We start from the raw sequence: 24,287 nt of genomic DNA, 5'->3' as shown, positions 1-24,287 counted from the left end.
AATGACAATCTTTATGTTATGTTGTAGAATTATCTTAGAAGGAAATTATAGGGAGGGGATTTTATGGAACAACAATTAGCTGGTCAAAATTTGTTAAACCCTAGTGAGGTGGCTAGTTACTTTTTGTCAAAAAGCGAACCTGGTTCCCCAACTGAAATCACTCCTTTAAAATTACAAAAATTAGTATATTATGCTCAAGCTTGGCATTTAGCCCTTACAGATGGGGAAATTGTAGATTGCGATTTTGAAGCTTGGATTCATGGTCCGGTATGTCGCGAATTATACAGTGAGTATAGACATCATGGTTTTGATGTAATTCCTAAACCTTTATTTTCAGACAATACAAGAGTTAATGGGAAATCAAAGCAATTATTAGATAAAGTTTGGAACCTTTATGGAGACAAATCACCCAAACATTTAGAGCAATTAACCCATAGAGAAAAACCTTGGAAAGAAGCCAGAAAAGGAAAAGAACCACATGAACGTGCCAGTAATAATATTAGTAATGATACCATGAGAGAATACTACAGGAAATTATTACAGAAAGTTGCTAAATAGTTAACTAAAAGGGCGGTTTTTTACCGTCCTTTTATTACGGAGTGGTTTATGATGAGTTTTATTATTATATTGGTTATAACTCTGGGTGTAGTTATCAATCTATTTAGAGTTATACATAGAAACTGGTCTAATCCTAAAGAAAAATTCAGTTCAAGTAAAAGTAGCAGCATACTTAAAAATTTTTTTAGCAGTGTAAGATCATATTACTCAATAAAAGCAGATGGCAGTACCCTATGGAAGAGGAAATACTCTAATTTTTCTATATTTTCTAACTTGACAGTTAGAAACATCTTAAGAAAATTTTCGTTAACCATATTTTCAGTCATTATATTTTATGGAGTGGTATTTTATGTAATACCTAGAATGGATTTTTTTCTATCATTATCGTTATCCATACCATTTAAAATGGGATTTACAGTGATAACACCTGAGTTAGTTTTAAGAGTAATAGATGTTTTAACAAGAATTCTTTTCGTTTTATTATCTTTATCTTTAACATTTTATTACTTTATTTATAGAGTGCAAAAGAGCTCATATGAATCGGCAGTAAACAACATGCAAAGTAATATGGCCATGCTAAAATTTGTTCTTATAGCAATAATAACCCTAGTTTTAGGCTTTCACTTTAAAATCCTTTATGAAAGTGACGTCGGGTTCTATCAAGATAGAATTAAAGCCTATACCGATATATGGCTAGCCTTTATTTTACTGACCTTGTATTACTTTTATAAAATGGTTCGCGATTTATACCTCACAACCCATATTGATTCGTTTTTAAGGGAAAACATAGATGTTTTTAATATAACTTATAGAAAGATATATTTCTCAGAATCCAGAAAGAAAGCTATAATATATGATTCCTGGAGGAATAATATAGAGATTATTTATCAAGTACTGCATCTTACTGTTTCTAAGGATATATTGGGTGTGTATTTTGATCGATATTATCAATGGATAAATGGCTCGCTTTCGGCTTTGTTTCAAGAAGAATTGGACGAAAACCATGGCACACCATATGAACATTTTTTAAAAAGGGATCAAAGGTTATTTATTGATTTATATGGATCCATACTAAAGAAGCAACTCTCTCTAATAGCTACTTTAAATGAAAATCATCGAATAGAAGAGCAAAACGATGCAATAGAACATTTATTTAATCTTTTTCCTAGAAATATAAAACATAGTGGAGAGAAATGGGGCACTATAGAGCAAACTGTTACCGAGAAGTACATTACAGTTATAGAAGAGCTCGGGATAGTTATGTATGGCTACCATCAAAACCATACGAACTCAATTGGGATTAAAAAGTATTTATATATGATTGAAAAAACAATCAAAGACGAGAATAATAAAATTGCCAAGGAATTTTTATCAATTTATAAGACTTTATTTATAAAGGCGTTAGAGATTGATGATGAAAAAATGGTTTCTACATTATGTCACTCGTTAGTAAGGTGTGGAAACTTTGACAGTCAAGAATCTATGCAAGATAGTTCAGAATTTGAGCAGCAAGTTGAAGATACCGCTGAATACTTGCCAGAGGTGAAAGCTATACATCCTGACGATTTAAAAGAACTTTTCAATTATTTTGTTTCAGGTGATGAAGCAACACAAATTGTGAGTGTGCAGCCTGGTAAAAATCACGAAAATTTTAACAGGTCTGTAGTAAGACTGTTTATGTTAACTGCACTAAAGACGGTTGAGCTGTCCTCTTACGCAATAACAAGTATCTTTGTTAAGTTTATTGTAACTAATTTCCCTTCGAAGCAGACACATCTAGTTTTTAATGATCTTAATAGCAAGTATGAAAATAACGAGCTTGAAGACTTACACCATTCACGTAATGAAGTGAATTTTAACTTTCACTCTCATTCATTGAAGTATTGTTTTCTAAAATTTTCAACTTTGCTATTGGGGCAGCAATTATATGTTCACCATTACCCGACAACATTTAATAAAATTATAAATGAAGACCATATAATAAGGTTTTATGTAGAAAGAAACGATTTTTTATATATTTTTAATAAGATATCAAATAGCGATGGTTATTCATTGATCTGGATGGAGGGTGAGCTCATAAAAGAATTAAAGCATTCTATGGAATATAAACTTTTCCAAGAAGTCGGTGCTCAGAAAAAATAAATACATGCACATATAAACACATTTGAAAATTTTTGTTGAAGCACGGCTAACTCATATTTAACATGGTACTTAATCTGTTTCTTTTAACTGTGGGGTGTTACATTTCAAAATGTAACTAAAAATGTAACGAGGAAAAACATTTTTGCAAGACTAGACGAAGATTTTTTAATGCAGAAGTAAGCGAAGCGTTTGTTTATCAGTCTGAACAAAGTTACACAGAAGAGGGAGAAATAAAACGAATTATGGGCGGCATGATGTAAGCTGTCCTCAAACCCTTTGATATGCAAGGATTTGAAATCCTATAAATGAATATTGACTGGATTTTGACTGGATTTTGTAAAAATGAGTCAATCTATAAAGCCTCCCTGGAGTTCTTAACTCTTGGGAGGCTTTTTGTATTATGTGTGTGTTTGTAATTTAAATCAGTTTAATTCTAAGTTTAAGAGTTTAGTACAAAAGATTTTAAGCACTTAACTAGATGGTGTACAATGAGAACTATATTGTTGGATAATTATGGGGGTCGATTATGAGTAATTTAGAAGATACGTTAAAAATATGGGCTAAACCTGCTAGTAATTCTGAAGAAGAAAAATGTGAAAATGCTATTAAGATGATTAGAAAAGCAATAAATAAATCTAAAGAACTGGAAGATTACACAATAAAATTAATCCCAAAAGGATCATATCATATCATAACAATACTAATGTAAGGCTGAACAGTGATGTAGATATTGCAGTGGTGCTAACAGATGTGTTTTTTGCAAATTATCCTGATGGGAAAAAACATACGGACTTTGGTAATTCAGAAGCGTCATATACATTTACTCAGTATCGTAGAGATATTGACCAAGCTATCTCTAGTTTATATGGCTTAGAAAACGTTGAGTATGGTGATAAGTCTATAAAAGTGTCTTCTAATTCATATAGAGTAGATGCAGATGCAGTTCCTTGTTTTGAACATCGACGATACTCAAGTGATGGAACTTACATAACAGGAAAAGAATTTATTGGAAGATATAGCGGAGATAGGGTCAATAATTTTCCGGAACAACATTACACAAATGGAGTAAATAAGAATAATATTACATCAAAACGTTACAAAAAAGTAGTTCGTATTTTGAAACGACTAAAATATAAGATGGTAGATGAAGGGTATAATTTTGATAATATTTCATCTTTTTTAATTGAGAGTTTGGTTTGGAATGTTCCTAACTCTAATTTCAATAATAGCACTCTCACTGATGATGTAAGGAACAGTTTGACATATCTTATTGATGATACCTCAACTCAACAGAAGTGCTCAGAGTGGGGAGAAGTTTCAGAATTGCTATATTTATTTAGGGCTTTTAGAAAGTTTTCTAGAGAAGAAGTAAATGAATTCTTAAAGGACAGCTACAATTACCTTTTCTAATAACAAAAACTCCCTAAACATGGGAGTTTTTGCTGGTTTTCCTTATGAAAGTCATTCTACCGGTAGTAGAACGACCTGTCCAATAATGTCCTTCTAACTTTAATTCACCATCATGTTTTATTCTAAGTTTGACTGCTCCGTCATGCTTAGGGTTAATTTCTCTATCTTTGTCAGCATCATTTCCATATAAGTAACATAAGTATTTCTGTTTCCCTTCGTCTATTACCACCCCGCTAATGTAGCTGCTGCTGTAAGATTTATCAGTTTCCATTTTTATGTGAAGACTATCGAAATCGTGGGTGATTTCTAGTTTTGACTGAATAGGTGGGACTTCTTCATTTGTATGAGGATCTTTATAGTTTGAATAAAGTGTCCCTTTCCAACAACCACCTAAATAAGGGACATTAGTTAACCATTTATAAAATAAATTAGGGAATTTTTTCCAAACAAACATTTTAAAAAGTACAATCCCACTGAAGTTAAAAGTGTGTAATTAACAGAAAATTGACAAATTTATAAAGTAGTGGTAACATTATCAGAACATAAAGTTAATCACATTAACGATAAGTTAATAAAATGAAATGGTAAAAAGGAGGCGCATTATAAAAATATGTATATGAATCATACATTGGAGTCAGTAAATGGAGTATTTATCCAGGGGAAAGAGGCTCAAGATACTGAAATTAAAAATTTGTATAATCCTGCAAGAACGAATGAAAAAGTTGGTGAGGTTAAGACTGGCACTGTTTCGCATGTTCAACAAGCTGTGGAAGCCGCAGACAAAACTTGGGCGATTTGGAGAGAGACATCGATAGAAGAGCGAGCACAGTATCTAGTAGAAGCTGCTAATTACATTGAATCAAACTTAGACACATTCAGTCGCTTATTAGTAATGGAACACGGGAAAATATTGAAAGAAGCTCAGATGGATTTAAAAGCTGCAGCAGGGGTTTTAAGATACTATGGTGGGTTAACAGACGTACTGGATGAGAAGACGGTGGAAAATCAACAAGGTACAATGGTGTTAACTCGTCAACCTGTGGGAGTAGTATCTGTTATTGTTCCTTGGAATTATCCTATTATCTTGTCTTTTTTAATGCTTGCCCCCTCTCTATTGGCAGGGAACACGGTAGTCATTAAGCCACCGACATTTGTCCCAATGACACTGACTAAGTTTTTAAAACATGTTTCTGCTCAATTGCCTGATGGAGTACTGAATGTGGTACTTGGTTCAGGGTCGACGGTTGGAAAAGAGATGGTAGAGCATCCTCGAGTCCGAAAGGTTGCCTTTACCGGAAGCACAGATACAGGGCGCACTATTATGCGAGGAGCTGCTGAGACAATTAAAAAGGTTAGTATGGAGTTAGGAGGTAATGATGCTGCAATTATATTGAAAGATATGCCAATTACAAATGAATTGATTCAAGAGTGTATTCAATCCACATTCGCTTCTTGTGGCCAAATTTGTTATTCTATAAAACGAATTTATATTCACCGTGATAACTATCAGGATTTTGTCGATAAATTCACTGATGAAGCAAGTAAATTTGTGGTGGGTTTCGGATTAGACCCCGATATAGATATGGGACCAATCAATAATAAACCTCAGTATGATAGTATAATGGAATTGCTTGAAAGAACAAAGCGAACAGGGGCTTCCGTCAAAGAAGTCGGTGTTATGAGTGATCATGTTTCAAAATCTGATGGATACTTTATTCTTCCAACGATCGTTACTAATGTGAGAACCACTGATCCGATTGTACAGGAAGAACAGTTTGGTCCAGTGATCCCCATTATTCCTTTTGATACGGAAGAAGAAGTTATAGACTTGGTCAATGATTCCGAGTTCGGTTTGACAAATTCTGTGTGGACAAAGGATGTTGACTATGGGTTTAAATTAGGCCGTCAATTACAATCTGGAAGTGTGTTTGTAAACACGCATCGTATTGGAGCTTCGGCTGCAAATATGCCCTTTGGTGGTTTTAAACAAAGTGGGATAGGCAGAGGTCATGGAGTAGAGGCAGTTCATGAGCATACAGAATTGCAAGCTTTAATTCGACGAACCGATATGTAAATGAATATTACATTTATACTTCCCCCCAACGCAACGTCCCTAACGACTTAGCCAGCAGTTGTTAAGAAGCAATTTAACTTGAACTGTTTTAGTAGCGAATGAGGATAGAGTAGTTATTTAACCTCTTGATTTAAGAGATTATACTATGATTGAACGAGAGTCCAAAAATAATATAGCAGCTATCAGAAATTAGATTAAATAATTACTAATTACTTTTTTACACTAAATTGCACCCCTTAAAACTCACGTTAAACCTCCCAGGTTCCAACGTGAGTTTTAAGGGGTGCTTTTAATGTCTGAGAAATAAAATAAACTTAGCCAGTACTCAATATATTTCGAATTGACAGAGTATAAATTAAACAGGCAAAGTTATTTTAGTGGAGGGATTGACCGGCCAAGTGGGCATCACAACTATTAACATAGATTATATTCATCTGACGGAGGTCAATTGCTTCGTAATCAGTTTTAATAGAAAATTAATTACGAATTTTAGTATTTCGTTGCATTTTAAACTGAGTGAAACTTATAAAAAAGTTTTCGAATTATGGATGAGATGAATTTATAAGCTGAGGCCGTTGCAAACAGACAATGAAGGAGATTTTGAGACTGTTTGTTGCCGATAACGTTTTAGAACGGAACTTTCAAGTTTGGCATCCGAATGAAAAATGATTACAAGTACAAACGATCTCAACCAAAACTAAGCAGCCTGAATCCTGTTGACTACAGGATTCAGGCTGCGATGAATATGGCTACTGATTATTTAATTTTGTGTTTTTTCAGCCGTCTCTGGAATTTTTCCTATGCCCTGCTCTCGAACACTTGCAATCATAGCCGAGCGTAGCAACCATTTTTTCGCTTTTTCTGGATTATTTGCTTCTTCAGTCACTTCTTGTTGTAATTCCAAGCGACGTATCTCATCTTTTTCTTTCATGACTTTTGTGTTTCTTTCACTAATTTGACGAATGTAGTCAATGGCTACCTTCTTTCTTACATTGTTGTACGTTTTAAGCTCTTCTTCACGGTCATTGGAACCTTCTTTTAATAATCTCACTAAACGTTTGCTTAAGTCTACAGCGTCATGTATACCGTTATTGAGCCCTAAACCACCCATTGGGCTGTTAACATGAGCTGCATCACCTAAAAGTACAGTCCGGTGGTTATAGAAAGATTCGGCTACTCTTTGGTGTACTCTATAGATCATTTTTTCTACAATAGGAAATGTATCATCGGTTTTTAATGCTTTCTGCAAGGATTTCTGAATATTTTCCTCTTTAAGAGCCTCTTCCTCTGAGGTATCAGAACTTATAGGATATAATAGTCTCCAAGCTTCAGGCACTTTGAGAATAAAAAGAAATTCCTCTGGATCAGCAATGTAATTAACATAGGAAATATCTGAAAGATAATGATCAAAAGGAACAGGGGTTCCCACAAGTAAAAATCTTTCCTCTAAAGTGTACCCTTCGAACTTCATATTAAGGGCCTTTCGTACTTTGCTGCTAGCCCCATCCGCACCAAGAAGATAAGAACTTCTGAATTTTTTAGTCCCTTTTGGGGTTTCCAGAGTAACGATTACTTCATTCTCTGTTTGTTCCATTCCTTTGAATTCTGATTGGAAATGTATGTCTACATTTGGTTTATCTTTCAGCCGGTTGTAGAGCGTCTGAACATAGGTGGACTGAGGACACTGGAGACGAAAAGGATACTTTGTTTCATCTTTTAATAAATTAAAGTCAAATTCAGCATATAAGCCATTTTGTCTATCTCTATACTGTACTTTATCTGCCTGAATTCCCTTAGGAAGAAGTTCTTCGGTCACACCCGTTTCTTCAAGCAACTCCAGGGTTCCAGCGTGAAATGTCGAGGCTCTCCATTCTTTACTTGGAGCGTCATTCTTTTCAAATACTTGAACGGATATATCGTTATGAGAAAGAATTTCTGCGACGGTTAGTCCGACAGGACCTCCACCTATAATAGTTACAGATTCATTCACCATATTATAGCACACCTTTCCTTGTTATAATCCGATGCGATTATTTATATTTTCTGTATAACCAAGTTTTTCAGACACTTGCTGTGCGGATGAAAAGAGAGATTTTACTACATTGGACTCGATATCAATTCTTTCCTCAGCAGAAACCCCTACAATACTTATAGCTCCAGCAAGTTTTTTCCCTGAATAAAAAATTGGAGTGCTGATAGCGACGACTCCCGGGATGAATCTACTCCTAGAAACAGAAAACATATTGTTCCTAACTCTTTCAATATCTTTGTCATAGGAAACGGAGTTGATGTTTTGTTTATCCACTTCCTCTTCATACAAATCTTGCGTTTTATCTTTCGGTAAAAATGCTCGAAAGATGTTACCTGTGGCGGTGTAGAGTGGAACATATGAACCAGTTTTTAAACCAACATTCATTAATTTATTGCTACTTTCCACTCGTACGAAGAAAGGGCCATCTTCACGCCAGATACTAAGTGCCACGGTTTCGTTCACTTGATTTCTAAGTTTAATTAATTCAGGTGCTGCCTCTCTAGCTATGTCGATTCCATCAAATGCAGCGCTACCAAGCGATATTAGTTCTGGACCTAGAGACCACCGAGGTGTATCTTCACTAGTGCGAGTTAGTACTCCCATGTGTACAAATGAATTTAAATACCGATACAACTGACTCTTATAAAGTCCGGTTTCATTAGCAAGTGCCTGTAATGTAATAGGGTCTTGATATTTTGCTATCATCTTTAAAATAGCAAAACCGCTTTCGAGTGATTGGACTCTTTTCCCTTTTTCATTTGTCATACTTTTTCTCCTTACATGTTAACTTATGGTTAATTAAATTAACGTTGGGTTATCAAATACAGAATATCAATCAAATGATGAAATGTCAAAATATATTTTGAATTGTTTTTTTATTATCATAACCATCGAATCATAGACCTGCTCATAGATTTTTATAGTGAAATATTTTTAAAGAAGGGCATTTTGTATATATACAACTGCCCCTACAATTTAGAGAATTTACACTGAATCATTATAAGACGATAAATGATCTAATTTCTACTAACTATCGGCTTGTATAAAAGTATACTACCCCTATGGTGAAGCTGTTTGTGATTCAATAAAACAATAAATTCTATAAAAATAGCTAATAATTGCCTAATTGACAAAATATTTAAACAGTGATAATATTCGAAACAACATGTTATTATGGTTAACATTAGGTTAATGGTTGGGTTTAATAAAGGGGGCGATGTACATACTTTTACTATAGATAATACCCTTAAAACCATTATCTAGAGGTAGTTTTGGTTGGACATGCACCTCTTACGGATCACTGTTCAAGTACATTATTAACCCTTATGAAAACGTTGGAATTTGAATTCCAAAATTTGAGGGTTTTAATTTGGCCAATGGTGTAAGCGCTTTATTTTATGAGTGATCAGATATTATCAATATCAAAATAGATTTACAAAAGTTGATTATACTTTGCTTCACCACTTTTATTTGCTTCAAGTACCTATAGTGTTCTTCACATCCCTTCATACCTTCTTACCGACGGAAAATAGTATCGAGTACAACTTAAAATAGGTAATCTTATAAACCGAAAATGTTAGATTTGGGAGCCCTCACGAAGGATTGAATAAAGAATATTGGGAAACTGGAGAAAAAATATTTAAAGGGGCGAAATAAATGATTTTACATTCAACAAAAAGAGTAATTAGGTTAGTTCCTATTTTATTAATTTTGGGGCTTATCACTGCATGCAGTGGCGGAAGTTCAACATCAAACGAAGATAATAATTCTAATTCCTCTGACTCTAGTGATGAAACACTCAGTATCGGGACTACACCTGTGGGGGTCTCCTACAATTCAGTTGGTAACGGTCTGGCTAAAGTAATTAGCAACAATTCATCTCTTAAGCTCTCCGTTAAACCGTCTAATGGACTGAGTGCTTGGGGGCCACAGCTAGATAAGGGAACAATCCAGCTAGGTGTTGGGTCAGCACCGGATTTGGCTTGGGGATTCCATGGACAGAATGGTTATTCGGAGATGAAAAATATGCGCGCGTTAGTAAGAGGTAATTATCTTTCAGTTACTGGAATCGCTGTGCGGGAAGATTCTGATATAGAATCGGTTGCCGATTTAAAAGGAAAGAAAATTGCTGGCGATTACCCTGGTTCGGCTATTGCAAAGTTAATTACAGAGGCTGTATTAGAGGCTAATGGTATGGATTGGGATGACGTTACAGAGGTGCCCGTTGCAAGTACAAAAGCGGGAATAGATGCTCTTCGCGATAATAAAGTTGACGGAGCATTTGCACTTACCCCGACGACACCTGTTATGGAGGATGCTCACAATAGCGTTGGTCTTAAAGCAATCGACTTTATCGACAATACATCACCTGAAGATATCGATGAAATTCCACAAGAGGTTATTGATCAAGTTACTGAAGTTGTACCAGGCGTACGTTTTAACGTCTCTGAACCAAAGGGGTATATTGGGGAAAAAACAGTAAGTGTCGAATACCCTTCTCAAATGGTTGCTTCTTCTCATCTTTCAGATGATGCTGTCTATGAGATTGTGGAAACTTTATGGTCTAATTATGAAGAACTTCAACCGATCCATGCTTGGTTTCAGACCTGGTCTACAGATCAATTTTTCGATCCGAATCCAACAGTACCCTACCATTCCGGTGCGGTGAAATTTTTCAAAGATAAAGATCTTTGGAACGACGAAGTAGATGAGATTCAACAGGAATTGTTGGCTGATCAATAAAGCATTTCCTTTTTGTTAAGAGGGCTATAATTAAGGATGTAATTAGATGCTGTCCTGCCAACTGCCTTTGCAGTTGGCGGTGACTAGCTTAGAGAGTGTATATAATACTGATGATGACTTTAATTAATGGAGGGGGGCGTTATTGTATGAATGGTAGTAATCAATATAAGTTTAGAGGTACACAAAAAGAGAATAGCGATTCGGTAAAACAAAAGCATAGAACGTTTGAAAACCGTTTCACTAGAATTTTATGGCTTACCATCTTAGGTTTAATTCCTACCTTTGGTATCTTGTATATGTTAGGGGTTCACCAAAGCCTGGGAATAAGTTTGTATGGTGAACAATATGTAGGGCTGTTTTTAGCGCTAATACTTTCTGCTATCTACATGAGTGTGCCGAGGGGCAAACATTCTCCAAAAGACAGGGTGCCTTGGTATGATTGGATATTGTCAGTACTAGGTTTATTTGCCGGATTATATATTACCTTTTTTTATCCTAACCTTGTAATGACAATAGGAACTGTGACGACGGAGCGTTTCATCATAAGTGTAGTTGCGATCCTTTTAATACTTGAAGCTATTAGGAGAGTTCTTGGAAAAGGATTACTTATAGTTGTCCTGGTATTTATGGTTTATGGATATTTTGCTCCTCATCTTCCTGGGATTTTTAGAGGAAGTGGATCGTCCGTTCGGCAGCTGTTTAACTTTATGTATTTAGACTCTAGTAGTTTGATGGATTTGTTAAATATCGCTGCTTCCATAGCTTTAAGTTTTATAATTTTTGGTCAAATTTTACTGTTTTTTGGTGGATCTGATATTTTGAATAAATTTGCAATTTCTACTTTCGGCCGATTTCGAGGAGGACCTGCAAAGGGATCCATTTTGGGATCCAGTTTAGTAGGTTCAATTACCGGTGGTCCGGTGGCTAACGTTGTTCTTACCGGTAGCGTTACCATTCCATTAATGAAAAAAGGTGGATATAGTTCGGCGCAAGCTGGAGGTATCGAGTCAGTAGCTTCTACTGGGGGGTCCGTTATGCCTCCGGTCATGGGGGTTGCTGCATTTATCATTGCAGAAACATTGGGTATTCCTTATTCGGAAGTTGCCTTAGCTGCACTTGTGCCGGCTTTATTGTATTATGCTTGTCTCTTTTTTCAAGTTGATTTTATTGCCGGACGTAAAGGATTAGGACGGGTGAAAAAAGAGGATATTCCTAACATTAGGGATGTTTTGAAAAAGGGATGGCTTATTCTGGCACCTCTTGGAGCGTTAGTTTACTTTTTGTTTTTTGAAGGTTATTCACCAGCAATTGCAGGGGTCTACGCTTCTGTTATAGCTGTTATTTCCCTATCTATTCAAAAAACTATACGAGGAAGAATATTAAAATTATTATTATATGCTTTTGTTGAAAGTGGAAGAGTAATGTTGGATATTGGGATTGTTCTTGCAGCAGCAGGACTAGTTGTTGGGATTACCGGGGTAACAGGTCTTGGATTTAACTTGGGATTTATGCTATCAAATTTAGCTGATCATGGTCTGCTTCTTCTACTTGTTGTAAGTGCGATTGTTTCCATTATTTTGGGGATGGGGATGCCGGCTGTCGCAGCGTACGCTCTAGTCGCTGTATTGGTAGCGCCTGCTATTGTAGATTTAGGTGTAAATCCACTTTCTGCACATTTGTTTGTATACTACTTTGCGATTCTTTCTAGCTTCACTCCTCCAGTGGCGATGGCTTGTTTCACAGCTGCCCCTCTTGCTAAAGAGAGTCCAAATAAGATTGCGTTTCAGTCGATTCGGTTGGGGATAGTTGGCTACTTGGTACCGTTTTTATTTGTCTATGCACCGGGACTATTACTAGGGCCGGGGAGTCAAGTTCCGTGGTTACAAAGCACTTTCATTATTGTAACAGCAGTGATTGGATGTTTCTTGTTAGCGATGGCTTTGGAGGGATTTTTGTTCCAGCATTTAAATGGGTATAAGCGACTAATTGCTTCTGTATTGGCGGTGTGTCTGTTTCTTCCACACTCTACCTGGGAATATAGTTGGATCGTGAATTGTATTGCTTTTATTGTTACTGTGTTCTTTATATTAATAGAGTGGAAGAGTCATCGAAAGGTAAGAGAATCACCAGTTATAGCCCATGCAAACGAAGCTTAGAAAAGTAGGGAGATCTAGACGGATATGTAGTAGAGAGGATGAAGGTAATGGCCGTGGCCAAGAGGATCAATTTATTCATAAAGAATAAGAATGTAGAAACAAAGGAATATACGGAAGTCAAAGATCCTGGGAATTTCTCAGAAGTTGTGGGGCTTGTGGCCAAAGGAAATGTTCAGCACGTTGATCAAGCTGTCCAATCTGCTCATAAGGCGTTCCTTTTATGGCGCAAAGTTGATCTAGATCAACGTATTTCTCTTTTATTGAAATCTGCAGATCGAATAGAAGAAGAAGCTTCTTTGCTCGCAGAACTGGTTTCAAAAGAAAATGGAATGTTACTAAATACGACCAAAGCTGAAATTACCATGGCCGTGTCTGGGATCAGAAATATAGCGGAGATTGCAGAATCCTCCTTACAATCCAAACAGTTTGAGGACGAATCGAGTTGGGTCAGCGTGGAAAAAAATCCAATGGGAGTTATTGCAGGAATTGTGCCGTGGAATGCACCGATGGTCTTAACAATGCAAAAATTGGCTCCTGCAGTGGTTACAGGAAATACGATCGTTTTTAAACCTTCTCCATTTGCTCCTATGGGAGTGACAGAGGCACTAAAAAAAATGGCCGAGTTTTTCCCGCCGGGTGTGATCAATATCGTTCACGGCGACGGGGATGTAGGAGCAGCTTTAACAACACACCCTCATGTACGTAAAATATCATTTACGGGTGGAGGAAAAACTGCGAGACACGTAATGAGGAATGCAGCTGACTATTTGAAGGATATTCATTTTGAACTGGGAGGAAACGATCCGGCAATTATACTGGATGATGCGAATCTTGATGAAATTATGCCAAAAATCGTAAACAGCGTTTTCAAACGATCTGGCCAATATTGCTATGCAATCAAAAGAATCTATGTCCCAGACAACCTATATGACTCTTTTTATGAAAAGATGGTGGCTTTAACGAACGAATTCAAAATTGGACATCAACTTAATGAAAATTCGACATTTGGACCAATGAACAACCTTCAACAATATCACAATGTCAAAAATTTAATTGAAAGAATCAAAGAGAGTAAAGCAATGATGGTGGAATTGGGTGAACAACTAGAACCTGACAATTGGGATAACGGATATTACCTTCGTCCAGTTATAGTTAGGGATGTTGAACCAGATCAGGAACTCGTTACTTGCGAACAGTTTGGTCCAGTGATTCCGTTAATTCCTTACCAAACAGATGAACAAGTCATTGGGCTGGCTAATAATACCGAATACGGGTTAGGTTCTTCTATTTGGTCATCTGATTTTGACAGGTCCTTACAGATGGCAAGGAAAATTGAAGCGGGTATGACTTTTATTAATGGAAACGGTCAAACCTCATTAGGGTATAAAAATATACCGTTTGGTGGGATCAAGCAAAGCGGGATCGGTAACGAAAATTCTGAAGTCGTGTTTGACGAATTTACCGACTACCATTCAATTAACTACCACAAATCAGAGTGAATATTCTTTTATGGACAGGAGGAAAGTTACATTGGATAAGAAACTGCCCGATCTCAATACGGCTGATGCAATGTTGGAAGCGCTCGAAGAATTAGGGGTATCATACCTCTTCAGTAATTTAGGAAGTGATCATCCGGCTATTATTGAAGCTTTGGCGAAAGCGAAGTCGTTGAATCGAGAACTTCCAGAAGTAATTATAAGTCCACATGAATATGTCGCGTTGAGTGCTGCACATGGCTATTACCTTTTAAGTGGTCAGACCCAGGGTGTCTTTATTCATACAGATGTTGGAACTCAAAATTTGGGGGGGAGTTTGCATAATGCGGCAAGATCTAGGGTTCCTGTATTTATATTCTCCGGAGAAACTCCCTCCACAATGAATGGGGAACTTCCAGGAAGCCGTAATTCTCACATTAACTACTTGCAAAATGTGTATGACCAACGTGGGATTGTGCGGTCCTATGTGAAGTGGGAATATGACGTCAGGACAGGAGCTAATGTAAAGGACGTCGTCTATCGAGGAATGCAGCTGGCTGAAAGTGAACCGACTGGCCCCGTCTACTTAACAGCGGCTCGGGAAGTACTGGAAGAGAGTGTTTCTCCTTCCGAAAATAAAGTTCCAGAATGGTCAAAAGTGAACGAGGGTACGCTTTCTGACAAAGGGACTAAAGAAATTGTTGAAAACCTATCCATATCAGAATATCCGTTAGTCATAACTTCCTATAGTGGGAGAAAAAAGGAAAGCGTAGATGAACTTATCCGGCTCTGTGAGCAATTGGCTTTACCTGTTATAGAATCTAATGGCACTCACATGAATTTCCCCTCTAATCACGACCTTCATCAAGGCTTTCAAGTGGGAGAATACTTGGAAAAAGCAGATGTTGTGCTTGTTATTGATTCCGATGTTCCATGGGTACCGACAGAACATAAGCCAAATGAGCAATGTTCTGTGTTTCATATTGATATCGACCCGATTAAAAAGGACATGCCATTGTGGCATATTCCAACTGTTGCTTCTTATCAGGCCGATTCTTATCAGGCTCTGAAGCAATTGAATGACTATCTATCCAATTTAAAGGTGAATGAATCACTTGTGCAGAAGAGACGAAAGCGTTTGAGTATATTGCATGAGGAGCATAGAAAAGAATGGAACGGAAAAGTAGAATCTTTGGGGGATGTGATTACCCCCGAATTTTTAAGCTCTTGTATTCGTGATGTAATCGATGAAGATGCCATAATTTTTAATGAAACTATTACAAATGCTATGGCTGTTAATAAACATTTGGATCGAAACAAACCCGGGACATTGTATGGGAACGGAGGTTCTTCGCTGGGATGGAGTGGCGGAGCCAGTCTTGGAGCAAAATTAGCAGCTCCAAAGAAAACGATAGTCAATGTTGTTGGAGATGGATCCTACCTATTCAGTCAACCATCTTCTGTGCAATGGATATCCAGAAGATACCAGGCACCGTTTTTAACTGTGATTTATAACAATCAGGGTTGGAATGCAACGAAAAATAATGTTTTAAAACTTTACCCGGATGGGGTAGCAAAACGAGATGACCGATATTGGGTTAATTTTGACCAGCCTGCAAATTTCTCGAAAATTGCTGAAGCAGCTGGTGGAGCGTATGCTGCCAAAGTCACGGACCCTGCTGAATTGGTGAAAGAGTTAAAACAGGGGTTACATGAAGTGCGAAATGGGCGTTCTGCCGTAATTGATGTGGTACTTCCCGTGATTTCTCAGCAAATAGATTAAATATTGTTTGGCGGATTGTTTATAAGATGAGGCTGAATAATATGGATGCGATATTGTATGAATAAAATAACATAGCCAAAAAGGAACTGAAATATATTTTTCTATTTAATGGGAGCATGGTTTCCAGGTTTAGAATGATTAAAATTTTCAACATATTAGAAAAAAATTGCTTTTGTGGAATAAGTACCAATCATAAATGAAGTTATAGGAGTGTTAAGAAGTGAGACTAACATTATTTAACGATTTCAGTTTAGGAATAGTCAAAGACGAAGTGGTTTATGACATTACAGGTGTCACGGATTGGGATAAAAACAATGTGCAAAGTTCTCTTGTGACATTCATGCAAATTTATCCTGAAATTAAAGATAAGATTAATAATTTTCTAACAACAGCTTACACATATACTTTATCTGAGGTGACTTTACGTCCTCCGGTACCGAACCCAACAAAGATTATTGCTGCACCGGTTAATTATTCTTTGCATCAGGATGAAATGAACGAACAATTTCAAAATGCAGAATATACAATTGAAAATCTAGGATTTTTCTTGAAAGCGCCTTCTTCTATTATTGGTCCAGAAGAAACAATTAAACTGCCATTTCCAGAGAGACGCACTGATCATGAAGCGGAATTAGCATTTGTAGTGAGTAAAAGAGCAAAAGATGTTCTTGCCTCTGAAGCTCATAATTACATCTTTGGTTACTTCGGCTTGATGGATATTGTAGTTAGAGGGAAAGAAGACCGACCGTGGAGAAAGTCTTTCGACACCTTTACTCCAATTGGTCCATGGATTGTTACATCTGATGAAGTCGAAAACCCAAATGAACTAGGAGTGGACTTATGGGTCAATGAAGAAAAAAGACAGTCTGCGAATACGAAGGACTTAATTTATGATTGTTACAAGTTTTTCGAAGAAGCTTCTTCCGTAATGACCCTTGAGCCAGGAGATATTGTAACCACAGGGACTCCGGACGGTGTTGGTCCTATTACAAAAGGGGACCAAGTATGTTTGAAAATTGAAAGAGTCGGTGAATTCAAGGTTTACGTTGATTATAAAGGAAAGGAGAAATAAGAGTATGAATAACAAAGAACACCTTAAATCGCTTCATAAACAAATGGAAAAAGAAAATTTGGGACCTCTTTGGGCTTCCATTCACGATTTGAACACCATAGAACCCAAGTCAAAACCAATTCCCTATTTGTGGAAAAAAGATTTGATTAGAAAGTATCTTGATAAATCGGAACGACTCTTAACAGTGGGGGACGGTGCAGATCGAAGAGCTGTTTTTCTTATTAACCCTGGAATGAAAGATCTGGAGCCTGTTGGTTGGGGGGGAGCTACGCAAACGCTTTTTGCTGCGGTTCAGGCGGTGAAGCCTGGGGAAATTGCTCCAGCTCACCGTCATACAACAACAGCACTCAGGTATATTATAAATGGGGAAGGCGCACGTGGCCGTGTGAATGGGGAGCAAATCACATTTGAGCCAGGTGACTTCCTTACTACTCCGACTTGGACTTGGCATGACCACACTAATGTGGGAGACGAAGAAGTTTGGTGGATGGACTGTCTCGATGTCCCTTTCACGAAGTTTTTAGGTACTTGCTTTACTGAATTTTATGATGAAATGCAACAAGAACTGTATGTGCCTGATGATTACAGCTCTACCCGGTACCAAGGGGGGATGATTCGTCCTGTGAATGACCGGGACCCCAAAATTGCTCCTCTTGGCCGGTATAAATGGGAACTGACGAAAACTGGGTTGGACGGTTTAAGCATGCATGACCCTGATCCTATAGATGGTCATGCAGTTGAATATATTAACCCTTCTACAGGAAAAGATGCTAACGATCGTATTGGAGCTAGAATGCAAAAATTACCCACAAACTTTAAAGGAATAGCACACCGACACGTTCACAGTACAATTTATCACGTGGTAAGCGGCAGGGGGTACACCGTGATGAATGGTGTCCGATTTGATTGGAAGAAAGGTGATTTCTTTGTAGCCCCTTCGTGGACTTGGCATGAGCATGTGAACACTTCGGATGAGGAAGAATCATTCCTTTTCTCTACTAACGATTTGCCGATTATGGAATCTTTTAACTTTGAAGTTAAGGAAGATTATGGAGAAAATGGTGGTCATCAAAAGATAGAAAGTGTTTTTAATCCATCTCCCATTAAGTGAGCTGGTAAATAATATAAATACTTGCTACATCAATTCACCCCCCTTCAATCCAATCAAGAAGGGGGTACTTATAGGAAATGAGGAGGGGAAAGATGTGAAAATTGGTTCAATGCAGACGAAACTAATTGAAGTTCCTTTGGGAAAAGGAAGGGGTGGATCTGGAGCAACATCTGTAGAAATGATTATGGTTGAGTGCAGAACAAAGGATGGAATTACAGGGACCGGTTTCAGTTATGCCTTAACAGGAGGAGGTTCTGCTATTAAAGCTCTAATAGACGATACCCTTCAAGGGCTTGTACTGGATACAGATATTTTACAATGGGACAGGGTCTGGCACCAGTTATATCAGAGGACTCATCGTTTAGGGCGCGGAGTATCTCTTCCTGCGATTTCTGCCATTGACATTGCGATGTGGGACATAAAAGGAAAGGTGGCAGGTCTTCCTTTATATCAATTGTTAGGTCAACAACAGGAAAAAGTGTTGGTATACGGGAGTGGTCGAGCCAACCATCAAATGACAACAGAAGAATTAATAGAGGGAGCACTTGTTTATAAGGAAGAAGGCTATTCCTCTATTAAACTACGAGCAGGAGCGCTGGGGTTGGAGGAGGATGTAAGACGGATAAAAGCCGTTAAACAAGAAATAGGTGAAATGCGAATTATGGTTGATTGCAATGAACGTCTAAATTATGAGGAGGCACTCTGGTTAGGGCAACAACTGCAAGATTTGGATGTCTTCTGGATGGAAGAACCATTGATATCTGAAAATGTCACAGGTCATAAAAAGCTTGCAGAAAAACTTAATATGCCTATTGCTGTCGGTGAGCACTTACATGGTCGATTTGAATTTGTAAACTACATTGAAAATAATTCTGCTTCTATTTTTCAACCAGATTGCCCTCTTGTGGGAGGCATTTCCGAATGGAAAAGAATTGCAACGATTGCAGAAGGGTTTGGATTGTCTATCAGTCCTCATTTTCTTCCAGAGTTGCACATTCACCTAGCTGCTTCTACCACCAATTGCATATCCATTGAACATTTCCCATTAATAGATGACGTGCTGGAAGAGACGTTAACAATAAAGAATGGCTATGGTGTATTACCTGAAGCAGCGGGACACTCGATAAAGTGGGACGCAGAAAAAATTGATTATTACCAGAAATTATGATCGATAACAATACACAAAAAACATGTGGAAGGAACGCTCCCCATGTTACTACAGATAACGGTATTGTTCATATCATTGGTCCTGAACTTGGACTAACAACACCTGGAAAAACCATCGTATGTGGGAATAGTCATACATCGACTCACGGAGCTTTCGGACATTTTTATACCATTTAGTATTAATCAACATCTCATTTAGAAACAATTTAAATAGCCGTTACATCAATTCATTAACAAATAAACTTCAAATGTTCTGTTTGAAGTTTATTTGTATTAATTGAACCGTTTATACATCTATATTACTGTGAATTTATTCATTTATTTCAATTATAATTTCACTGTTTGGTCGCCAAATATTCTTCTGGAATGAAGAGAGGGATTGTCAATATTGAATAATTTAAGGGCGTTTTCCCCTAATATTTTTTTCTTAGCCTTATTATCTAAAAATGGTAAATCATATAAACTACTAGGTGTATCAAAATCTTGGTGAGGATAATCGGAAGCATATAATAACTGATTTTCCGCATCAATCATGTCGAAGACCATTGCCATGTGTTCCGGTTTTTCAAGATATTCAAGGGGTTGGCTAGTAAAATAAAAGTTCTTAATATATTCACTTGGTTTTTTCGTAAGGCTGGGAGCCTCTGACGAACGCATCATATAGTCACTATCTAAGCGACTCATAATAAAAGGAAGCCATGTTACACCAGCTTCAATAAAAACAAATTTTAAGTCAGGGAAACGTTCAGGTATCCCATTAATAACAATATTAGTTAGCTGAATCATATTGAAAAAAGGAAAACCTAAAGCATGTGCAGACATGAAATTATTGAATTGCTTAAAAGGAGTTTCCAACCAATAAGATACGGTATGAAAACCTAGGGGTTTTCCTGATTCCTCAATTTCTTTATACAAAGGCATGTAGCTATTATGGTAAACTGGTTGGTTTCGAACACTTGTTACCATAAAACCTACAACACCTTTTTTATTTCCAAATTCCTTAACAATACGAACACATGCTTCAGGATCGGAGAATGGTAAGTATAACATGGTTACTAAGGAATCATCCTGTGGTAAGATTTTTTCTGTCATCCATCGCGCGTATCCGTATGCTAATGCTACCTCGAACAGGGGATCGGGATGAAGACCAAGCGTTAGCAAATCTGTAGGAAATACAATGCTATAATCAATCCCCATTTTTTGTGAGCTTTCTAATAATGGATAAATATCTTTATGGAGTCTTTCACTATTTGGCTTATGACCTCCGTGAAAATGTTGCTTCACCTTCGTTCTCCCCCCCAGAGTACGATCACCAAGGTCAGCTGGAAGGGTCGTCATTTTAGCTCCTTGTGTTCCTGCTATCAAGCGTTGGCGCCAAGGTTCTTCAACAAGTTCAGCTATTTCAAGCAAAGGTGTAGAAAAATGGTGACAATCGGCATCAAAAATAGGGAAATCATAAAAACCTTTCTTTTTAGCTTGTTGGTGTGCGTGGTCTAAAAAATTGTCCTGGAAATTTAAACGTTTCACTATTATCCCTCCTGATTAGTAGTTTGAACCTATACTTCTCCAAATTTGCATTTCAAATAACTCAATGTCCATACTTTTTAGTAATTGATCAACAAAAATCGTAGTTTCTGTTTGATCTAATTTTTCTGGAGTGATAGGCAAAAGTGTATTGCCTTTTAATTTAACCTTGATAGCGTATGTTTTTATCAAAACTGTTAACATATCTTGAATTAACTCATCTTCTATTTCATTTGAAAGGCCCTTCTCTTGTAGAAGAAGAGATAAGGACTCTATATTTTTTTTAATCAAATTTTTATCTCTCAAAGTTTCTTCGCTCATATATAAACCTCCTGTATAGCATTATTACTTCACTCGTTTTGCTCACTCTGTAGATAGACATAGTTTTCTTTTAAATAAGCATGAAATTTACGCAGGCTTAAGTTTGGCTCAATGGTGCATTTGCCCGTTTTTAATTCGTACTCAAAGCCGTGCCATGGACATACAAGTCGCAATTCATTCTCATCTGTATATTCATCTACGACCATTTGTTGATCATTAAGTTCTAACTTTATTTGAGAAAATACATCACCAAGACAAACAGGACCACCGAAGTGAGGGCAGTTGTTCTCATAAGCATAAACCTGTCCCTTTGAAAATATAATACCTACTTCAAGCCCTTCTAGATCAAAGGCTATAGGTTTTCTCTCTTCCAATTCAGAAATATGGCACAGTTTATGTTCCATGTTTTTCTCCTCCTCTTCCATAATTAATTTTGTTAATGTATTATTATCTTATAATATATCTGTCCTCTATAAAAGTGTGTTGTCCTCCATGTAGGGACAATGAGAACTTTTTTCTGAAAATTTAATTTATAAATAAGGGAGGATGTCATATGACAAAAAATTCAGTCAGTAATAACTATCTACTTTCGTCCGTTGGAAACGCACTTCACATTCTTAAATCTTTTTCTACCGCGGAACCGGAAAAGGGAATTCGTGAGTTAGCGAAGGAACTAGATCTTAGTAAGAGTGCCATTCATCGATTGATGGCCACATTAGCGAGTGAAGGATTTGTAGTCAAAGACCCTATTTCACAGAAGTACCGTCTTGGTGTATCTATCTTAGCTCTTAGCCATATAATTACAAACCATTTAGAGCTTCATAAAGAAGCATCACCTATTCTAGAAGAATTAGCTGATAGGACCGGACACACAGTCCATATAGGAGTTCTTGAGGATGTCAAACTTGTGTATTTGCGAATTGTGGAAGCCAAACGTCCAGTCCGCATATACGCAGAAATTGGTAAACGTATTCCTTCCTATTGTACGGGAGGGGGAAAGGTTATTTTGGCTTATCAAAACGAAGAAAAAATTGAACGTGTTATTGAAGAGGGGTTGATACCTTATACTGAAAAAACGATTACGGAGGCAAATGTTTTTCGTTCCCACTTAGAAAAAATAAAACAACAAGGGTACGCTTTGAGCGTAGGAGAGTTTATCGAAGATGATTATGTTTCCGTAGCAGCCCCCATCTATGATTATACAGGGAAAGTATTTGCCAGCCTGTCCTTAGTAGGACCTTCTAATAGCATAGGGGAAGGGAAATTATCTGAATATACTCAAACGATTAAAAGGGCTGCTATGGAGGTTTCAGAAAAACTTGGCTATATTCATCGTTAACTGTTAAAAAATAGCCAGCCCATTTTCTTTCACATTCTACAATTAGAAGAAATCATATTGTTAAACTTTTTCCTATAAAAAATTCCATCATTGACCTCCGCTATGCCATACTAGGATGCCTTGGATGGAGGGTTGAATAAGCAAAGAACACTCTCACAACTTGATTGATGGTGATTAGATTTTAATTGTAATTCATTTCAAACTAAAGGTAAGGTTTTCTGATTCTAAAAATGGCCTTGATTTTTAAAATGACCTGCGATAATGTATGCTCAACCTAGGGAAGAGAATCTTTCCTTGCAATAAATGAGCAGATTATAAAAGGAGAAGAAAATGCGTGAAATTAATGTAACCCCCTTACAGACGGTCGAAAGAGCAATAAAGATTTTAGATTGCTTTAATTTTGATACGTATTTACTAACCATAGATGAACTTGTACAAAAAACAGGCTTAGCAAAAGCAACAACTTACCGTTTGCTGTGGACACTTGAAAAGAATGGATTGATTACTTACGAGCCCAAAGAAAGTGCTTACAAACTGGGCTATAAAATGTTGGGATATGGCGGTATCGTATTAGAGAAACTTGACATAAGACAAGAATCAGAGCCGTATTTAAAAGAGTTACATAAAGAAACTGGATTTCAGGTATTGTTAGCAGAGAAGCACGGTGGTCAAATTCAATATATATTGAAGTTTGATAGTGAAGATGATTTTGAACCTGGGTCTTATGTTGGAAAGCAAAGATTATTACACTTTGGAGCTCTTGGTATCCTTTTCATGGCTTATTCTTCTCAAAGTGAAGTTACCGAATTCTTAAGTAATCATCCGATAAAAAAACATACGCCCTATACAGTAACTGATGAAAAAGTTTTCTTGGAACGATTAAAAAAAATTCATGAACAAGGCTATCATGTAGATCATGAAGAGACATACTTTGGCATAACGTCGATCTCAGTTCCTGTTTATGATTCTAATGGGGATATAGTGGCAGCAATGGCCATTGCTGCACCAAGCTTTAAATTATCCGAAGAAGTTTTAGAATCTTCTATTAAAAGATCAAAAAACATTGCACTCAAAATATCAGAAAGATTGGGCTATCGTTTATAATTTGTAACTACGGAATAACTCTATCATGTTAATCCGTAGTTTTTAAATACGTTTGCCGTTGTGCTACTCTCTTCTTTCCATTTTGTTGTTTTATTCATTTGTAATATGAAATGGAATCACTTCTCATAATCAAAAAATAAGAAAATAAAGTTGAGTAATCATATAAAGCCTCGATAAGCTCAGCATATGTACTGACTGGTTGACAAAAACAACTAAATCGATTTTTAAAAACTTACCTCTTATTTTGTCAATTACTCCGGATGAGTGCAATTTTTTG

General features: G+C 36.9%; 20 protein-coding genes and 1 pseudogene. 15 read left to right on the top strand and 6 right to left on the bottom strand.

The genetic code is table 11. The annotated features are described in order from the left end of the window. Positions 1-63: 63 nt before the first annotated feature. The 4 genes from HOP45_RS16440 to HOP45_RS16430 all read left to right on the top strand — a co-directional run bounded on the left by HOP45_RS16440 (position 64) and on the right by HOP45_RS16430 (position 4,110). Positions 64-558 carry a Panacea domain-containing protein gene (locus tag HOP45_RS16440; protein WP_181350472.1) on the top strand — a complete coding sequence of 165 codons (495 nt, stop codon included), beginning with the start codon at positions 64-66 and terminating at the stop codon, positions 556-558. Between the two features lie 51 nt (positions 559-609). Further along, positions 610-2,700: a hypothetical protein gene (locus HOP45_RS16435; RefSeq protein WP_181350471.1), complete on the top strand. Its 2,091-nt coding sequence runs from the start codon at positions 610-612 to the stop codon at positions 2,698-2,700. 526 nt (positions 2,701-3,226) lie between these two features. Then, positions 3,227-3,409, top strand: a complete 183-nt coding sequence (locus tag HOP45_RS20795) for a hypothetical protein (RefSeq protein WP_255437720.1) — start codon at positions 3,227-3,229, stop codon at positions 3,407-3,409. Positions 3,410-3,450: 41 nt separating this feature from the next. Beyond that, a complete protein-coding gene (locus HOP45_RS16430) occupies positions 3,451-4,110 on the top strand; it encodes a nucleotidyltransferase-like protein (protein ID WP_255437719.1) in 660 nt (219 codons plus the stop codon). Between the two features lie 13 nt (positions 4,111-4,123). Here the strand turns inward: HOP45_RS16430 and HOP45_RS16425 are convergent, their stop codons facing one another. Further along, entirely contained in the window at positions 4,124-4,564 is a 441-nt protein-coding gene (locus tag HOP45_RS16425) for a Cap15 family cyclic dinucleotide receptor domain-containing protein (RefSeq protein ID WP_181350470.1), read from the bottom strand. 156 nt (positions 4,565-4,720) lie between these two features. Between HOP45_RS16425 and HOP45_RS16420 the strand changes: the two genes are divergently transcribed. Continuing rightward, positions 4,721-6,184: an aldehyde dehydrogenase family protein gene (locus HOP45_RS16420; RefSeq protein WP_181350469.1), complete on the top strand. Its 1,464-nt coding sequence runs from the start codon at positions 4,721-4,723 to the stop codon at positions 6,182-6,184. Between the two features lie 760 nt (positions 6,185-6,944). On the opposite strand, the gene HOP45_RS16415 is transcribed toward HOP45_RS16420, so the two are convergent. Both HOP45_RS16415 and HOP45_RS16410 read right to left on the bottom strand, forming a co-directional pair. Continuing rightward, the gene (locus HOP45_RS16415; protein ID WP_181350468.1) at positions 6,945-8,177 is read right to left on the bottom strand and encodes an FAD-dependent oxidoreductase; all 1,233 of its coding nucleotides are present in this window, start codon (positions 8,175-8,177) and stop codon (positions 6,945-6,947) included. A gap of 21 nt (positions 8,178-8,198) precedes the next feature. Further along, the gene (locus tag HOP45_RS16410; RefSeq protein ID WP_181350467.1) at positions 8,199-8,981 is read right to left on the bottom strand and encodes an IclR family transcriptional regulator; all 783 of its coding nucleotides are present in this window, start codon (positions 8,979-8,981) and stop codon (positions 8,199-8,201) included. A gap of 891 nt (positions 8,982-9,872) precedes the next feature. Here HOP45_RS16410 and HOP45_RS16405 point away from each other — a divergent pair. The 8 genes and pseudogenes from HOP45_RS16405 to HOP45_RS20790 all read left to right on the top strand — a co-directional run. Next, positions 9,873-10,958, top strand: coding sequence for a TAXI family TRAP transporter solute-binding subunit (locus HOP45_RS16405; RefSeq protein ID WP_181350466.1), 1,086 nt, complete (start codon positions 9,873-9,875; stop codon positions 10,956-10,958). Positions 10,959-11,104: 146 nt separating this feature from the next. Beyond that, a complete protein-coding gene (locus HOP45_RS16400; protein ID WP_181350465.1) occupies positions 11,105-13,114 on the top strand; it encodes a TRAP transporter permease in 2,010 nt (669 codons plus the stop codon). A 47-nt stretch (positions 13,115-13,161) separates the two neighbouring features. Continuing rightward, entirely contained in the window at positions 13,162-14,613 is a 1,452-nt protein-coding gene (locus HOP45_RS16395; protein WP_181350464.1) for an aldehyde dehydrogenase family protein, read from the top strand. A 31-nt stretch (positions 14,614-14,644) separates the two neighbouring features. Then, complete coding sequence (locus tag HOP45_RS16390; protein ID WP_255437718.1) at positions 14,645-16,372, top strand: thiamine pyrophosphate-requiring protein; 1,728 nt, start codon at positions 14,645-14,647, stop codon at positions 16,370-16,372. 220 nt (positions 16,373-16,592) lie between these two features. Further along, positions 16,593-17,444 carry a fumarylacetoacetate hydrolase family protein gene (locus HOP45_RS16385; RefSeq protein ID WP_181350462.1) on the top strand — a complete coding sequence of 284 codons (852 nt, stop codon included), beginning with the start codon at positions 16,593-16,595 and terminating at the stop codon, positions 17,442-17,444. A 4-nt stretch (positions 17,445-17,448) separates the two neighbouring features. Then, entirely contained in the window at positions 17,449-18,555 is a 1,107-nt protein-coding gene (locus HOP45_RS16380; RefSeq protein ID WP_181350461.1) for a cupin domain-containing protein, read from the top strand. A 94-nt stretch (positions 18,556-18,649) separates the two neighbouring features. Next, positions 18,650-19,723 carry a mandelate racemase/muconate lactonizing enzyme family protein gene (locus HOP45_RS16375; RefSeq protein ID WP_181350460.1) on the top strand — a complete coding sequence of 358 codons (1,074 nt, stop codon included), beginning with the start codon at positions 18,650-18,652 and terminating at the stop codon, positions 19,721-19,723. Continuing rightward, positions 19,720-19,881, top strand: a pseudogene (locus HOP45_RS20790) (aconitase family protein); the annotation flags it as partial. The gene HOP45_RS16375 and the pseudogene HOP45_RS20790, both read left to right, overlap by 4 nt. Positions 19,882-20,049: 168 nt before the next feature. On the opposite strand, the gene HOP45_RS16365 reads toward HOP45_RS20790, so the two are convergent. The 3 genes from HOP45_RS16365 to HOP45_RS16355 are packed head-to-tail and all read right to left on the bottom strand — an operon-like array spanning position 20,050 to position 21,971. Continuing rightward, positions 20,050-21,249: an amidohydrolase family protein gene (locus HOP45_RS16365; protein ID WP_181350459.1), complete on the bottom strand. Its 1,200-nt coding sequence runs from the start codon at positions 21,247-21,249 to the stop codon at positions 20,050-20,052. A 15-nt stretch (positions 21,250-21,264) separates the two neighbouring features. Next, a complete protein-coding gene (locus tag HOP45_RS16360; RefSeq protein ID WP_181350458.1) occupies positions 21,265-21,567 on the bottom strand; it encodes a hypothetical protein in 303 nt (100 codons plus the stop codon). Between the two features lie 29 nt (positions 21,568-21,596). Beyond that, positions 21,597-21,971: a Rieske (2Fe-2S) protein gene (locus tag HOP45_RS16355; RefSeq protein ID WP_181350457.1), complete on the bottom strand. Its 375-nt coding sequence runs from the start codon at positions 21,969-21,971 to the stop codon at positions 21,597-21,599. 149 nt (positions 21,972-22,120) lie between these two features. On the opposite strand from HOP45_RS16355, the gene HOP45_RS16350 reads away from it, so the two are divergent. Together HOP45_RS16350 and HOP45_RS16345 are read left to right on the top strand one after the other, a co-directional pair. Next, positions 22,121-22,906: an IclR family transcriptional regulator gene (locus HOP45_RS16350; RefSeq protein WP_181350456.1), complete on the top strand. Its 786-nt coding sequence runs from the start codon at positions 22,121-22,123 to the stop codon at positions 22,904-22,906. Positions 22,907-23,236: 330 nt separating this feature from the next. Beyond that, the gene (locus tag HOP45_RS16345) at positions 23,237-24,010 is read left to right on the top strand and encodes an IclR family transcriptional regulator (RefSeq protein WP_181350455.1); all 774 of its coding nucleotides are present in this window, start codon (positions 23,237-23,239) and stop codon (positions 24,008-24,010) included. Positions 24,011-24,287 lie beyond the last annotated feature (277 nt).

It is taken from the genome of Thalassobacillus sp. CUG 92003 (genome assembly GCF_013618635.1).
GTDB lineage: Bacteria > Bacillota > Bacilli > Bacillales > Halobacillaceae > CUG-92003.
The sequence above is the reverse complement of the archived record's forward strand: the minus strand, read 5'-3'. Positions and strand labels throughout refer to the sequence as shown.